Origin of the sequence: Rhizobacter sp. (genome assembly GCF_031412075.1) — a bacterium.
Classification (GTDB): domain Bacteria; phylum Pseudomonadota; class Gammaproteobacteria; order Burkholderiales; family Burkholderiaceae_C; genus Rhizobacter.
Genome location: NZ_JANOCG010000147.1, coordinates 1 through 13,997, shown reverse-complemented (window position 1 = coordinate 13,997; position 13,997 = coordinate 1). Strand labels below are relative to the sequence as shown.

General features: G+C 67.2%; 14 protein-coding genes. 7 read left to right on the top strand and 7 right to left on the bottom strand.

The window, feature by feature from the left end; genetic code table 11:
- The coding region (locus tag RMO40_RS05400) for an FAD-dependent oxidoreductase (RefSeq protein WP_309717378.1) at positions 1-819 on the top strand (819 nt) is incomplete at its 5' end.
- A gap of 7 nt (positions 820-826) precedes the next feature.
- Here the strand turns inward: RMO40_RS05400 and RMO40_RS05395 are convergent.
- The 3 genes from RMO40_RS05395 to RMO40_RS05385 form a co-directional block, all read right to left on the bottom strand.
- Positions 827-1,291: a tetratricopeptide repeat protein gene (locus tag RMO40_RS05395; RefSeq protein ID WP_309717376.1), complete on the bottom strand. Its 465-nt coding sequence runs from the start codon at positions 1,289-1,291 to the stop codon at positions 827-829.
- A 109-nt stretch (positions 1,292-1,400) separates the two neighbouring features.
- Positions 1,401-2,102, bottom strand: coding sequence for an anti-sigma factor domain-containing protein (locus RMO40_RS05390; RefSeq protein WP_309717373.1), 702 nt, complete (start codon positions 2,100-2,102; stop codon positions 1,401-1,403).
- Entirely contained in the window at positions 2,099-2,671 is a 573-nt protein-coding gene (locus RMO40_RS05385) for a sigma-70 family RNA polymerase sigma factor (RefSeq protein ID WP_309717371.1), read from the bottom strand. Before RMO40_RS05385 ends, RMO40_RS05390 begins: the two co-directional genes overlap by 4 nt.
- Before the next feature lie 69 nt (positions 2,672-2,740).
- Between RMO40_RS05385 and RMO40_RS05380 the strand changes: the two genes are divergently transcribed.
- Positions 2,741-4,030, top strand: a complete 1,290-nt coding sequence (locus RMO40_RS05380) for an Hsp70 family protein (RefSeq protein WP_309717380.1) — start codon at positions 2,741-2,743, stop codon at positions 4,028-4,030.
- Here the strand turns inward: RMO40_RS05380 and RMO40_RS05375 are convergent, their stop codons facing one another.
- Both RMO40_RS05375 and RMO40_RS05370 read right to left on the bottom strand, forming a co-directional pair.
- Positions 4,031-4,690 (bottom strand): YecA family protein, encoded by a 660-nt coding sequence (locus RMO40_RS05375; protein ID WP_309717369.1) that lies wholly within the window; start codon positions 4,688-4,690, stop codon positions 4,031-4,033. It lies immediately after the preceding gene.
- A 361-nt stretch (positions 4,691-5,051) separates the two neighbouring features.
- Positions 5,052-6,011 carry a LysR substrate-binding domain-containing protein gene (locus tag RMO40_RS05370; RefSeq protein ID WP_309717367.1) on the bottom strand — a complete coding sequence of 320 codons (960 nt, stop codon included), beginning with the start codon at positions 6,009-6,011 and terminating at the stop codon, positions 5,052-5,054.
- A 123-nt stretch (positions 6,012-6,134) separates the two neighbouring features.
- Here RMO40_RS05370 and RMO40_RS05365 point away from each other — a divergent pair, with 123 nt between their 5' ends.
- Positions 6,135-7,655: a CoA-acylating methylmalonate-semialdehyde dehydrogenase gene (locus tag RMO40_RS05365; protein ID WP_309717365.1), complete on the top strand. Its 1,521-nt coding sequence runs from the start codon at positions 6,135-6,137 to the stop codon at positions 7,653-7,655.
- 91 nt (positions 7,656-7,746) lie between these two features.
- On the opposite strand, the gene RMO40_RS05360 is transcribed toward RMO40_RS05365, so the two are convergent.
- Together RMO40_RS05360 and RMO40_RS05355 are read right to left on the bottom strand one after the other, a co-directional pair.
- Entirely contained in the window at positions 7,747-8,685 is a 939-nt protein-coding gene (locus RMO40_RS05360) for a DUF2145 domain-containing protein (protein WP_309717362.1), read from the bottom strand.
- Positions 8,682-9,152: a hypothetical protein gene (locus RMO40_RS05355; protein ID WP_309717360.1), complete on the bottom strand. Its 471-nt coding sequence runs from the start codon at positions 9,150-9,152 to the stop codon at positions 8,682-8,684. The genes RMO40_RS05360 and RMO40_RS05355 overlap by 4 nt, the downstream gene beginning before the upstream one ends.
- A gap of 326 nt (positions 9,153-9,478) precedes the next feature.
- Here RMO40_RS05355 and RMO40_RS05350 point away from each other — a divergent pair, with 326 nt between their 5' ends.
- From RMO40_RS05350 to RMO40_RS05335, 4 genes are all read left to right on the top strand, one after another.
- Complete coding sequence (locus RMO40_RS05350; protein WP_309717357.1) at positions 9,479-11,395, top strand: hypothetical protein; 1,917 nt, start codon at positions 9,479-9,481, stop codon at positions 11,393-11,395.
- A 65-nt stretch (positions 11,396-11,460) separates the two neighbouring features.
- A complete protein-coding gene (locus RMO40_RS05345; protein WP_309717354.1) occupies positions 11,461-12,798 on the top strand; it encodes a trypsin-like peptidase domain-containing protein in 1,338 nt (445 codons plus the stop codon).
- A complete protein-coding gene (locus RMO40_RS05340; protein ID WP_309717351.1) occupies positions 12,795-13,763 on the top strand; it encodes an FHA domain-containing protein in 969 nt (322 codons plus the stop codon). Before RMO40_RS05345 ends, RMO40_RS05340 begins: the two co-directional genes overlap by 4 nt.
- A partial coding sequence (locus RMO40_RS05335) for an SDR family NAD(P)-dependent oxidoreductase (RefSeq protein WP_309717348.1) occupies positions 13,750-13,997 on the top strand: 248 nt, incomplete at its 3' end. The genes RMO40_RS05340 and RMO40_RS05335, both read left to right, overlap by 14 nt.

The following is a 13,997-nucleotide window of genomic DNA, read 5'->3' as shown; positions in this document are numbered from 1 at the left end:
GACCGGCGTGTGCTCTCGCGCGACGAGGTGCTGAAGATCGAGCCCGCGCTGCGCAGCTTTGGCGAGCACATTGCCGGTGGCACCTTCACCGCCAGCGACGAGTCGGGTGACGCTCGTGTCTTCACGCAGAAACTCGCGCGTCTGTGCCAGCAGCGCGGAGCGACCTTCCTCTACGAACACGACATCCTCGGCTTCGACGCCGCCGGCGGCAGCGTGCAAAGCCTGCGCGTGGGCGACCAGCTCAGCGGCCAGCGCCGCACGCTGAAAGCCGATGCCTTCGTGGCCGCCATGGGCAGCTTCACCGCACCGCTGCTGCGCCCGCTGGGCATCTACCTCAACATCTACCCCGCCAAGGGCTACTCGGCCACCTTCAAGTTGAAGCACCCCGAGCGAGCCAGCGTGGTCAGCATGATCGACGACACCCGCAAGATCGCGGTGAGCCGCCTGGGCGACACCATCCGGGTGGCCGGCACCGCCGAGATGGCCGGCTACGACACCGGCCTGGAGAGCACCACCTCACGTGTGCGATGTCAGGCTTTGGTGCGCCGCTACGAAGAGCTGTTCCCCGGCGTGGCCGACACGAGCGAGCCGCACTTCTGGGCCGGCCTGCGGCCGAGTACGCCGAACAACGTTCCCTACATCGGCCGCAGCCAGTTGGCCAACCTGTGGGTCAACGCAGGCCACGGCACATTGGGCTGGACGCACGGCGCCGGCTCGGGCCGTGCACTGGCCGAGCTGATGAGCGGCGTGCAACCGGCGCTCGACTTCGGCTTCTATGGCAGCCAAGCGAGCCAGGGCCTGCGGGTCGCCACGGCCTGAACGAGGCTCAGTAGTCGCTGGAGGCGCTCTTGTTGCCGTTGGCCTTGTAGCGCGCGATCGACTGCTTCAGCGCGGTGTACTCGGCACAGGGCAGCGTGCACGCCTTGTCAAGCGCGGCCAGGCGCTTCTCGGCGGTGGCCAGGTCGCCCTTCATCAGGTAGAGCTCGCCGGAGTATTCGAGCGTGCCACGGTGTTGCGGGTCGATGCGCAGCGCCTCGTTGTAGAACTTCTCCGAGCCCGCCAGATCCGGCGTGCCTTGTTTGCGCAGGCTGTAGCCCATCAGGTTGTTCCAGTCGGCGCTGGTGACGTCGTTGACGCGCTTCAACTCGTCGATGGCCCCGGCGTAGTTCTTGGCGGCAATCTGCGCGCGAGCGCCAGCCAGTGCGTCCTTCGGGGCCGGCGATGTGTCGGCGGCAAAGGCGGCATTCAAAGACAGGGCCAGCAGGCCGGTGATCAGGGCGCGGTTCATCATGGTGTGTTGTCCTCTTGATTGAAAGCAGACCCCGACATGGGCGTCTTGAATGGACTTACGGAGTGACCTCGGGTGACGGACGCAGCCTGCCGCAAATATTTTTCAACGCCTACCAAAGCTTGACGCAATGGCCGCTCAACATGAAAGGCGAGCTGGGTGGGTCACCCGCTTGGGCGGCCGCGGCTTCCAGGCTCACGGCCAGGCGCGACACCTTGGAGAACAGCTTCTCCGAGCTGTCGCTCAAGGTCAACGTGGTCGTGCCGCTGGCCGGCACCAGGCCGATCGGAAACGGCGCGCTGCCGTCGCTCGGCAAGGCCCACAGCTGCGCCACCCGGCCCGCAGGGATGGTGAGCGGGCGCAAGAGCTTCACGGTCAGTTGTTTGCCATGCCGGCGCGAACTGGCCAGCACCGTGGGTCGGCCTTCCTCGTCGGTCAGCAGGCCCACATAACTCGCGGGCAATGAATCAAGCTGCGGTTCCATGCCGATCAAACCCGGTTGCATGCGCAGCAGCACGGCACACAACAGCACGCCGGCCAGCACGCCACCCAGCGCGCGCCACCAGCCTTCACGCTTTTTCGGCACGGCAAAGAGGCGCTGCTCCAGGCCTTGCCACACGCGAGCGCTCGGCGCCATCGGCGGCAGGCCGGCCGACAAGACGGTGAAACGCTCCTGCCATGCCGCCACCGCCCGCCCGGCCGCCGGCGCCTGGGCCAGCACCCGCTCGAAGCGCCGCCGTGCGCCGCCGCTCAACGTGCCCAAGGCATATTCGCGCGCGAGCCGGTCGAGCCGTTCGGGCAGCAGGTAGTTCATGCGCTGACCCCTGCTGATTGCAGGCAGTCCTTCAGTTTGTCGAGGCCTCGCCGCACCCACGCTTTGGCCGTGCCGAGCGGAACGTTGAGCGACTCGGCAATGTCGGTGTGCACCATCCCCCGGTAATACGCGAGTGCCAGGGCCTGCCGCTGCGAGGGGCCGAGCCCGCTCATGCAGTTGTCGATGTGGGCCTTGGTCAGGCTGTCGTCGAGCAGGCGTTGCGGCTCGAGCGCGGCGTCGCCCGCAACCGCAAGCGCCTCATCGTCGAGCGCCACGGTCGAGCCGCGCTCGGTCTTGCCCGAGCGCAGGGCGTCGATCGCCTTGTTGCGCACGATGTTGATGAGCCAGGTCATGGGCGTGGCCACGACGGGGTTGTAGCCACTCGCGCTGTGCCAGACGTTCATGAAAGCTTCCTGCAGCACCTCTTCGGCGCGGTCCCTGTTGTTCAATATACGGAACGCGACGCTCAACAGATGCGTGCAAGTGGCGCGATAAAGCCGCTCGAACGCCGCCCGGTCGTGCAAGGCGATGCGCGACAGCAGGGTGGGCAGGTCGTCGGTGGGCGGCATGGCGTGGGCTTTGCGGGCGAGTCTACAATCGCGCCCCCTCGCGTGACCCCCCTCTTTCCCGGCTCCTCCATGTACTGCGCCATCGATTTCGGCACCTCCAATTCGGCCATAGCCATTCCCGTGGAGAGCGAGATGCGCCTGGTCGAGCTGGAGCCGGGCCAGCGCACCATGCCCACCGCGGTGTTCTATTACGTCGAAGGGCCCGAGACCCATGGTCCGCCGCGTGCCTTTGGCCGCGCGGCGCTCGCGGCGTATGTCGATGGGGTCGATGGTCGCTTGATGCGCTCGATGAAAAGCATTCTCGGCAGCAGCCTCGTCGAGCAGACCACCGACGTGGGCGGTGGCCGTGGCGTGAAGTACCTCGACATCATCACCGGCTACCTGCTGCACCTGAAGACACTCGCCGAGCGCCAGGCTGGCCATCGCATCGAGCAGGTGGTGCTGGGCCGGCCGGTGTTTTTCGTCGACGACGAACCCGAGCGCGACGCGAAGGCGCAAGCCGCGCTCGAATCGGCCGCGCGCGCAGTGGGTTTTCGCGAAGTGCACTTCCAGTATGAGCCGATCGCCGCGGCCTTCGACTACGAACAAAGTGTCAGCAGCGAGCAGATCGTGCTGGTGGCCGACATCGGGGGCGGCACTTCCGACTTTTCGGTCGTGCGTGTGGGCCCGCAACAGGCGAAGCGGCTCGATCGCAAGAGCGACATCCTCGCCAACCACGGCGTGCACATTGCAGGCACCGACTTCGACCGACGTGTCGAGCTGGCCAGCATCCTCGGCGAGTTCGGCTACGGCGCCTTCGGCCCCAGCATCAACGGCGCACCGGCGCGCGAAGTGCCCAGCGCGGTGTACTTCGATCTCGCCACCTGGCACCTGATCAACACCGTCTACAACCCACAGCGTGTGGCCGAGCTGCGGCAGATGCGCACGTTTTATGCCGACGCACACCACCACCAGCGCCTGATGACGGTGGTGACCGAGCGGCTCGGCCACGAGCTGGCGTCACGCGCCGAAGCCGCCAAGATCAGCGTGGCCGAAGGCGGCCACACCCGCATCGACCTGGGCCATGTGGAGCGCCACCTGGCGGTGATGCTCACCGAAGGCGAAGCGGTGCAGGCGATCGAAGGCGACCTGGCGCGCATCGTCGACGCGGCGCGTGTCACGGTGGCGCAGGCCGGCTTGCAGCCGGAGCAGATCGACGCGCTCTATTTCACTGGCGGTTCGACCGGCCTGCGTTTGCTTGCGCAGCAGATCGCCGCTGCGTTCCCGCAAGCGCGTGCGGTGCGGGGCGACCGCTTTGCCAGCGTGGCCACCGGGCTGGCGCTGCATGCACAGCGCTGGTTCACTCGCAGCAAGGGCTGATCAGCGGCGGCGCGACGGCGGCGCGGGCCGCCTTTTAGGCCCCGCGTTGGTGGCCGGCAGCGGCCGGCCCACGTCGGCCAACAACAGTGTCGCCCGCACAAGGCATTCCACCGCCTCGGCCAGGTCTTCGGGCGGCTCCAGGGTGTCGATCTCTTCGAGCAAGTCGTCAGCGTCTTCCAGGTCGTCGGCATCAAGATGCCGGTACAAGAGCGCGAGCGGTTCGGTGAGCGCGTGTGCGTCGCCGCGCATCAGCTCGGGGAACAGCTCCATCGCTGTCGCAAAACCGGCCACCCAGGGGTAGACCGCGTCCACCTCCGTGGGCTCACCGTCTTCGCCTTCCAGCTCGAACACCCACGGGTCGAACCACTGGCGGCGCGAGATCGCATCGTTCAGCTCGGCATGGCGCCGTTGAGCGAGTTCGTGCAAGCGTGCGGCATCAAAGCCGCGTGGCAGAACGCGGCCATCGGCGTCGGTGATGTGCGGCATCCAGCGGCTGGTGGGCACACGGGTTGGCTGAACCAGCAAGCCACACAAAAAGCCGTCGAGCATGCTCACGTCCAGCGGCTCCAGCGGTGCGGGCACGGTGTCGAGCAAAGCCTGCAACTCGTCGAGCTCGTGCTCGTTCAGCGGCGTGTTCAAAGGGCGATGAAATGTGGGCATGGCGGCATTGTCGCGCCACGCCCCCCAAAAGGGGGTGACGACAAAACGGCGGGCCTCCGCACCGCAGAGTCAGCGCAAACGCATGCGCCACGCGGGGTTGAGCGAAACACGTACGGAGGGTTGCTACAAAGCGTGTCCAAACCGTCCCTCGTATTGGGGATGGTTTGCGCCCACTCCGCACAACTACAGTTTCACTCGTGCTGTCACACGGGGCCTTCACAGGCCACCAGGTACAAGGTTCGAATCGTCGGAGCGCTCACAAGAAAAAACGCGCCACAGAAGCGAGAGAACCACACCGGTCCCAACGACGTCCTTCAGAGGACTTGAACGCCCACCCGTTACCGGGTGGGCTTTTTTTTACCTACGCGCCAAAGCCTTCACTCAAGCCGGTGCGCAGATGCGCCACCAGCGCTTGCACGGCCTTCGGTGTGGTCGGGCTCCACGGGTGCATGGCGTAGATGGCGTCGCCGAACACACCGACCGGTCGCCAGGTGGGCAGCAGCACCTGCAGGCGTTTGGCACGCAGCGCCTGCGCGGCGCTGAAGTCGGGCAACAAGGCGATGCCCAGGCCGGAGATGGCGGCGTCGCGCAGCACCTCGCTGTTGCTGGCACGCAGAGGCCCTTGCACGGTGACGCTCACGCGCTCGGGGTCGCTCTTGCCTTTGCCCACAACACGCTCGAACTGCCAAACGCTCGGGCCGGGCCGCAGGTAGGGCAGGCAGGCGTGGCTTGCCAACTCGCCGGGGTGGGCAGGCGTGCCGTTTCGCTTCAGGTAGGCGTTGCTCGCCACCAGCAGCGAGCGAGAGGCGCACAGCTTCCAGGCCACATGGTTGTCGGGCGGTGCGCTGGTGTGGCGCACCGCAAGATCGAAGCCTTCGTGGGCCAGCGTGAGCAAGCGGTCAGACAGGTCGAGCTCGACGCGCACCTGCGGCTGTTCGCGCAAGAAGCCCTCGATCAGCGGCATGACGTGCTGGCGGCCGAGCGCCACCGGCGCCGTCACGCGCAGCAGCCCGCGCGGTTGGGTGGCGTTGTCGCGCGCTTCACCCACGCTGCGCGCGATGTGGGCAAAACTCTCGGCGGTTTGTTCCACCAGGCGCTGGCCAGCGTCGGTGAGCCGCACCGACCGGGTGGTGCGTTGCACCAGCGTCTGCCCCACCGCGCGCTCGAGGTCGGTGATGCGCTGGCTCACCGCGGCTTTGGACATGCCCAGCCGCTGTGCCACCTGCGTGAAGCTGGCCAGTTGGGCCAGCAGCGTGAGCGCGTGCACCTGCGGCCACAGCAGGTCGATGCGTTGGTCGGGGCGTACCAGGGGAGCAGGCATTGGATGCGATCGAAGCGGGTTGATTGTTCAGTTTAACGAACAATGTAGTCACGCCAAGGTTGTTGGCAGGGTCTCCTCGCAGGCCTAGACTGGGCTGCATCGCGACACACCGGAGACAACACCATGGGCGCACCTGCACCGTTTGCCACCCCCCACGACGTGGGCCATTTCATCAACGGCGTGGCCGTTGAAAGCCGCAGCGGACGCAAGCAGGCGGTGTTCAACCCGGCCACCGGTGCTGTTGCACGCCAGGTCGCACTGGCCAGCGTCGACGAGGTGAATGCCGCGGTGGCCGCCGCACAAGCCGCCTTCCCGGCCTGGGCTGACACGCCGCCGATTCGCCGTGGCCGCGTGATGTTCAAGTTCCTGGATCTGATGAACCGCCACCGCGACACGCTCGCCGCGATGATCACCGCCGAACACGGCAAGGTGTTCACCGACGCGCAGGGCGAGGTGAGCCGTGGCATCGACATCATCGAGTTCGCCTGCGGCATCCCGCAGCTCTTGAAGGGCGACTACACCGAGCAGGTGTCCACCGGCATCGACAACTGGACCATGCGCCAGCCGCTCGGCGTGGTGGCCGGCATCACGCCGTTCAACTTCCCGTGCATGGTGCCGTGCTGGATGTTCCCGGTGGCCATTGCGGCCGGCAATGCCTTCATCCTGAAGCCGAGCGAGCGCGACCCCTCGGCCGCGATCTTCTTGGCCGAGCTGCTGAAGGAAGCCGGCCTGCCCGACGGTGTGTTCAACGTGGTGCAAGGTGACAAGCTCGCCGTCGACACGCTGCTGACCCACCCCGACGTGAAGGCGATCAGCTTCGTCGGCTCCACGCCGATTGCGCAGTACATCTACGAAACCGGCGCGCACCACGGCAAGCGCGTGCAGGCGCTGGGCGGCGCCAAGAACCACATGGTGGTGATGCCCGACGCCGACCTCGAGCAAACCGTCGACGCGTTGATCGGCGCTGGCTACGGCTCGGCCGGTGAGCGCTGCATGGCCATCAGCGTGGCGGTGGCGGTGGGCGACGTGGCCGACCAGCTGGTGCCCGCGCTCGCGGCGCGCGCCAAGACACTCAAGATCAAGAACGGCATGGAGCTCGACGCCGAGATGGGCCCGATCGTCACGCGCCAGGCGCTGGACCGCATCAGCGGCTACATCGAACACGGCGTGAGCGAAGGCGCCCAGCTGGTGGTCGACGGCCGCGGCCACACCGTTGCGGGCCACGAGGGCGGCTTCTGGCTCGGTGGCACGCTGTTCGATCACGTCACACCCGAGATGAAGATCTACAAGGAAGAGATCTTTGGCCCGGTGCTTGCCGTGGTGCGCGTGCCCGACTTTGCTGCGGCCGTGAACCTCGTCAACGCCCACGAGTTCGGCAACGGCGTGGCCTGCTTCACCAGCGATGGCAACGTGGCGCGTGAGTTTGCGCGGCGCATCCAGGTCGGCATGGTGGGCATCAACGTGCCGATTCCCGTGCCGATGGCGTGGCACGGCTTCGGCGGCTGGAAGAAGAGCCTCTTCGGCGACACGCATGCCTACGGCGAAGAAGGCGTGCGCTTCTACACCAAGCAAAAGAGCGTGATGCAACGCTGGCCGGCGAGCATCGCCAAGGGCGCCGAGTTTGTGATGCCGACGGCGAAGTAGGGCCCCCCAGTCGCTTCGCTCCTGCCCCCAAGGGGCGCCACCCCTGAGCCCGGGAAACCCGTGCTCGGGGAGTTGCCTGATCGGCGGTTCGCTACGCTCCTTTGTTGGTCGATGCGCTGCTTTCGTTCAGCGGGAGCACCGTGTCTTGCTCGCCGGGCACGCAGCCCTCGGCGATCGGGGTCCAGCCGCGGTGGATCACGATGTGCCGGTCGGTGTGGCAAAACTCCATGCGTGTGGCGCCGGGCACTGTCTGTTGCACGAAGCTCTCGATCGAAGCCGGCATGCTGATGCGGTAGTGCGCCTGGCGCAGGTTCTCGCTCGGGTGGTCGTCGCTGTGCAGCCAGGGCATGAAGCTCGCCAACCACATCAGGATGCGGTCGCCCACGTCGATCAGGCTGGGCGCGTAGCCTTTGTCTTGCAGCCAGCGCTGGGCTTGGGCGCGTGCGCCGTCGTCGACGGGCAAGGCCCCCCACGCGGCAGCCAGCATCTCGGCCACCCACTGATTGCAGTTCTGGTACTGCAGGCTGAAGGCATAGGCGTTGGCGCTGTAGGTCGCGCCGAGCAATGACAGGGCCTGGCCGTTGTCGCGTGCGGCGCGCTCCAGCCGCTCAGACTGTGCAGCGGGCATGAACACCACCGACACATAACCGATGGCCGGGTCTTCGGTGCCGAGCAGAAAACCCGAGACACCCTGGTCGAAGATGCGCGGGCGCTTTTCGTCGCAGGCGTAGTAGAGCTGGCGAATGGCCCAGGGTGTGTCGGGGCTGTGCTTCAGGCTGAAGCCGGCATGCGAGTAACGCTGGCCAAAGCGGCTCAGGTCGAGCCCCGAGCGCGACATCAGCGCGACCTTCTGGCCGCTGGCTTCCAGCTCGGCTTTGATGACCCCGCCGAGGCGAAAGAGTTTGTCTTTTTGCGCTGCGTTCAGCGCGAGCGGGCGGTCACAAAAACGAAGGCTGGCGGCGTGGCTGCTGGATGAAAGAACGAACAGCCCGACGAGCAGCGCGGCCGCGCCGCGCCAGCCCCGCTTCAAAGCACCACGGCGGTGGACTGAAGCTCGCGGTGCCAGGCGTCGTGCAGCACCAGGAAGAAGGCCTTGCCGGTGTCACCTTTGGCGAACTCCACGCCATAGGGGCGCTGCCGTGCCGCCACGATCTGCCCGGCAGCCACCTGGCTCTGTGCCAGCGTCTGTGCGGGCACGTAAAGGAAGAAGCTGTTGTCTGCGTCTTCCGCCTGGGCCACCGGCTGCAGCTTCATGCGCAGGGTGCCGGGGCGTTCGGCCACTTCGGCCACTTCGATGACCTTGTAGTCGCCGGAAGCGGTCTTGTCTTTCTTGGAGGAGCTGTCGCTCGAGGTCTCGAACGAGGTGGACACGCTGCCGACCGACGCTGAGGCGCCTTCCGACGCCGACGAGGCGGCAGACGATGCCGCCAGCGCGGGCAAGGCGGCGCTGCCCAGCGCGATGGTGAAGACGGCGAGGGGGGTGTGGAAGCGCTTCATCGGCAAGACTCCGGGGTGGGTGTGGCCGCAGCATAGTCCAGGAATCAGTCACCCTTGAAACCAGTCGCTTTCACCCACCGGTGCACTCGGCCAACAAGACCGTGGCCGCTTCGTGAAGGCCGGCCGGGCCCACAAAAACTGCGGAGCAGGCCTGCGCGAACACTCGAGTGGAGCGTGCGGCGACGCTTGCGGCCGAAGTCACGTTTGCTGACCTGATGCCCTCAAGTACCTCGCTGCAACCGCCGATGACCTGACACGAGCGGTCGACCGGGAGAGTGTCCTGGCCACCGACGCGCACGTGTTTGCGTCTTTCGGTGAGGAGCCCCATGAAACCCTTTTCCCCCCGTACCAGCCTGGCGCTGAGTGTTTTTGGCGCCGCGATCCTCGCGGCTTGTGGTGGCAACCCCGGATCGTCTCCCGCGCCCGCGCCCATCACCCCGTCTGCACAACTGAGCGGCACCGTGGCGGTGGGCGCCCCCATCACCGGCGGCACCTTGCGGGTGATCGACGCCAACGGCACCGTGGTCGCCTCTGGCATCACCGTCGCAGACGATGGCAGCTACAGCGTGCCCTCCCTCAGCGGCACCGCGCCTTACCGCATCGAAGCCTGCGGCTACGCCGGCCCCAACTACCAGTGCATCTACTCCGTGGCGCAAGGCCCGGGCACGGCCAACGTGACACCGCTGACCACCGCCACCGTGCTGCTGGCCACCAACCTGTCGCCCGGCGATGTGATCAGCGGCAGCGGCTCGGCGCTCACCCGCGCGGCCGTCAGCGCCGCCCAAGACCGCTTGCGCAGCAGCCTGGCCGGTGTGATGACGGGCAATGTGGCGACCGACTTCGACTTCGTCAGCGGCAGCCTCACGGGTGGTTCGCGCACCGGCTACGACAGGCTGCTCGACAGCATCGGCGTCAACACCGGTGTCGACAACTCGCCGTTTGTGCAGATCACGCCGCGCCTGGGCAGCGGCAACATCTACCTCGACCAGACCACCACCGCAGGCTCGGTGACGGTCGACAGTGGCGCTTCCAACCTGTCGCTGACGGGCCTGGAGACCTTGTTCCGCAACATGAGCGCGTCGATGCTGAATGCCGACGCCTGCGCCCACGCCAGCACGGGCATGGCCAGCTCGATGGCCAGCACCGCCCGCATGAGCGACGACGAAGGTGGCAGCCTCACCGGCGCCACCCAGGTGGGCAACGGTTTGTGCAGCATGTTTGCCGCCGAGGAGCTGTTTGGCTCACGCCTGCTCAGCCCCACGCTCGGCCGCTGCGACTTCAGCGGCGCCGACCCCGTGTGCCGCGTCAGCTTTGTGCTGCAAAGCCCCGAAGGCAGTGTCCAGCCGGTCGGGCAGGGCATCGGTGTGACGCGCGAAGGCGGCGTGTGGAAGTTTCTCGGTGACCTGAGCGCGGTGCAGATCCACGCCTCGGCCAAGGCTCAGCGCGACGTGACCCACCAAGACGGCGCCACCAGCATCACCTACGCCCGCGCAATTGCCTTCGACATCCCGGCGCTCACCGGCTTGCAGTGTGCGCAGGTCACCCAGCGTGATGCATCACTGGCGGCGGTGACGGTCGCGTACTACAAGAACTTTGGCAACGGTGCACGCCGCATGTCGCTGTGGCAACAAAACACGATGAGCAACCAGCACAGCCTCGACCCGCTGGTGGGTGCGCTGCGCAGTGGCGACGACACCTGGGTCACCCTGCCCGACGGCACCGAGGGTGATGCCGTGGTGCGCAACTTCTTCCGCGGCGGCCGCACCGTCACGGTGTCGCTGTTCAGTGATGCCAACTGCACAACGGCCTTCCTCGTCTCCGGCCAGAGCGTGTTCGAGGTCGAGGTCGAAGGGGTGCCACCCACCACCGCCCAGCTGCCCAACCTGCCCTGGACCGACCTCACGCCGACCGCACGCCAAGCCCTGTTCGACCTGACCCTGGCGGCCAACGCCAGCGGCACCTACAACGCCGCCTGGACCTTCAGCCACGGCAGCATGGCTGTGGGCGGCGCCACCTTCTGCACCGACCGTGCGCGCTGTGGTGACGGCGACATCGGCCGCATCAGCCAAGACAGGCGCTTCGCCCCGACCGCCACCTCGGCGCCGATCACGCTCAACAACGGCAGCACCGGCGTCGAAGCCAGCAGCTACAAGATGCTGGCGCTCTACGGGCGCATGGGCGACGGGCTCGACCTGCAGAGCAATGCCATCGCCTGCCCGCCGGGCGGCGGCGTGTGCCAGTGATGGAATCCCCCTGATTCATCGCGAGGCGGGTGTGTGTGCCACACCCGCCCGTAGAATGAATCGCAATGAGAGTCCACCTTCGGCGCCGCCTCGCGGCGCTTGCTGTTTGTGCGAGTGTGCTGGGCCCTGCGTTTGCTGCAGCGCCACCCGCCGCGCCTGAACCGGCGGCCTCGGCCCCGGTGTCTCTGTCGGCGCGCAAGGTCTACGAACAGGCGCGGTCGCAGCTGGTGCAGATCCGCACCGTGCTCAAGGGCCAGGCCAGCCAGACCTCGGTCGGCTCCGGGTTTCTGGTGAGCAAGGAAGGCCACCTCATCACCAACTTCCACGTGGTGAGCGAAGCGGCGCTCAAACCCGAGCGGCACGAGCTGGTGTCCGTTACTGCCGATGGCCGCGAAGCGCCGGTGCAGATCCTGATGATCGACGTGCGGCACGACCTGGCCTTGCTCAAGATGAGCGGCGCCAAACAGCCCGCCAGCTACGACGCACTCAGCTTCCGCCGCGAAGCCGACAAGCTCGCCCAGGGCGAGCGCATGTACTCGCTGGGCAACCCGCTCGACGTGGGCTTTGCGGTGATCGAAGGCAACTACAACGGCCTGGTCGAGCGCAGCTTCTACCCGCAGATCTTTTTTGCCGGCTCCTTGAGCGGCGGCATGAGCGGTGGCCCCGCGCTCGACCAGGAGGGTCGCGTCATCGGTGTCAACGTGGCGCGCCGGGTCGACGGCGAGCAGGTGAGTTTTCTGGTGCCGGGCACCCTGGCCAGCGCCTTGCTGGCGCGTGGCCGCGCGGCGCCGCCATTGAAGGGTGCCGCCTGGCCCATCGTCACCACGCAGCTGATGGAGCACCAGGAGTCGCTCACCGAACGATTCATCGCCCAGGGCTGGAAGCCCGCCACCCACCCGCGCTACACCGTGCCGGTGCCACAAGACCGTTTCATGCGCTGCTGGGGCAGCAGCGAGCCGTCGCGCACCGGCGGCCTCGACTTCGAGCGCTCCGACTGTGTGATGGACACGCGCGTGTTCGTCGGCGACTTCACCACCGGCACCCTGGCCACGCGCCACGAGGCTTACGACGGGAGCAAGCTCGGCACGCTGCGTTTTGCCGCGCAGTACTCGGCGAGCTTTCGCAACGAGGGCTTCGCCCGCCTGGGAAAGCTGCACCAGACCAAACCGCAGTGCCATCAAGACTATCTGGACCGCAAGGGCCTGGTGCTGCGTGCCGTGGTCTGCCTGCGGGCCTACAAGAAGCTGCCGCAGCTGTATGACCTGTCGGTGCTGGTGACCACGCTCGACCAGCCGCAAGCCGGTGTGCAAGGCCGCTTCGATGTGCAAGGGGTGAGCTACCCCAACGCGATGAAGCTGAGCCAGCACTACCTCGATGCCTACGCGTGGGTGAAGCAGCCATGACGGTTGTGGCGCTGCTCGAGGTGCTCGACCGCGACGGCAGCGTGCGCCACAGCGTGGCCGTGCGTGAGTGGCCGCTGAGGGTGGGCCGCGCGCTCGACAACGACCTGGTGCTCGACGACGCCCACACGGCGGCCCACCACTTCAGCGTTGCGCCCGACGAACAAGGCCAGCTGCAGCTGACGGTGGGCGACAGCCTCAACGGCATGCAGTTCGATGCGCAGCGCCTGGCCGCTGGCGCCCGTGCGGCGGTGGGCGACGGCGCCGCGCTGCTGGTCGCCGGCCGCACGCATTTGCGCCTGCGCCTGGCGAGCCACACCCTGGCGCCCGAGCAGCCACTTGGCGTGACGCGCGTGCTCGCGCAAGACTTGCCCACGCTGGCCTTGCTGGCGGTGGCGGCCGCGCTGACCCTCGTCTTCAGCATCTGGCTCGACAGCGACCCCGATACCTTCGTGCGCGCGCTCGGCTCGGTGACGGTGTCGGCGCTGACCATGGCGCTGGGTTGGGCCGGCTTGTGGACCTTGTTGTCCAAGGTGTTCACGCGCCAGAGCCACTTTGGCTGGCACGTGCGTGTGCTGCTGATCGCGGTGCTCACCTGGGAGGCCGTGACCCTGGGCACGAGCCTGCTGGCGTTTGCCTTCTCATGGCCGTGGCTCACCGACTTCGGCTTCGTGTTCGACTTCGCCATCCTGAGCGCGGTGCTCTACTTTCACCTGCAGGCCGTCGAGCCGCACCACCCGCGCCGTACCCTCGGCTTTGCCGTCGCGAGCGTGGTGCTGGGGGTGGGCGTGAGCGTCTGGCGCAATGTGCAAAGCAGCGATCGCCTGGGCGAAGAGCTGTACATGAACCACCTGTTCCCGCCGGCCCTGCGCGTGGCCAAGCCGGTCGACACCACACAGTTCCTGCAAGGTGCGGCGGACTTGCAGTCCACGCTCGATGAGAAGGCGAAAGACGATGTCCAGGAGTGAGCGCACCGTGGTGGTCACCGGCGGCAGCCGCGGCATCGGCGCGGCCGCTGCGCTGCGGTGCGCGCGCGAAGGTTGGGCGGTGGCGGTCAACTACACGCGCGACGCAGCGGCGGCGCAGTCGGTGGTGCAAGCCATCCAGGCTGCGGGGGGCCAGGCGCTCGCGGTGCAGGCCGATGTGGCCGACGAGGCCCAGGTGCTGGCCATGTTCGCGCGCATCGATGCCGAGTTGCCGCG

Coding starts and splice junctions, on each gene's coding strand:
- RMO40_RS05350 (WP_309717357.1), top strand. CDS start 9,479: ATGAAACCCTTTTCCCCCCGTACCAGCCTGGCGCTGAGTGTTTTTGGC.
- RMO40_RS05395 (WP_309717376.1), bottom strand. CDS start 1,291: ATGATGAACCGCGCCCTGATCACCGGCCTGCTGGCCCTGTCTTTGAAT.
- RMO40_RS05380 (WP_309717380.1), top strand. CDS start 2,741: ATGTACTGCGCCATCGATTTCGGCACCTCCAATTCGGCCATAGCCATT.
- RMO40_RS05390 (WP_309717373.1), bottom strand. CDS start 2,102: ATGAACTACCTGCTGCCCGAACGGCTCGACCGGCTCGCGCGCGAATAT.
- RMO40_RS05385 (WP_309717371.1), bottom strand. CDS start 2,671: ATGCCGCCCACCGACGACCTGCCCACCCTGCTGTCGCGCATCGCCTTG.
- RMO40_RS05375 (WP_309717369.1), bottom strand. CDS start 4,690: ATGCCCACATTTCATCGCCCTTTGAACACGCCGCTGAACGAGCACGAG.
- RMO40_RS05345 (WP_309717354.1), top strand. CDS start 11,461: ATGAGAGTCCACCTTCGGCGCCGCCTCGCGGCGCTTGCTGTTTGTGCG.
- RMO40_RS05340 (WP_309717351.1), top strand. CDS start 12,795: ATGACGGTTGTGGCGCTGCTCGAGGTGCTCGACCGCGACGGCAGCGTG.
- RMO40_RS05365 (WP_309717365.1), top strand. CDS start 6,135: ATGGGCGCACCTGCACCGTTTGCCACCCCCCACGACGTGGGCCATTTC.
- RMO40_RS05370 (WP_309717367.1), bottom strand. CDS start 6,011: ATGCCTGCTCCCCTGGTACGCCCCGACCAACGCATCGACCTGCTGTGG.
- RMO40_RS05355 (WP_309717360.1), bottom strand. CDS start 9,152: ATGAAGCGCTTCCACACCCCCCTCGCCGTCTTCACCATCGCGCTGGGC.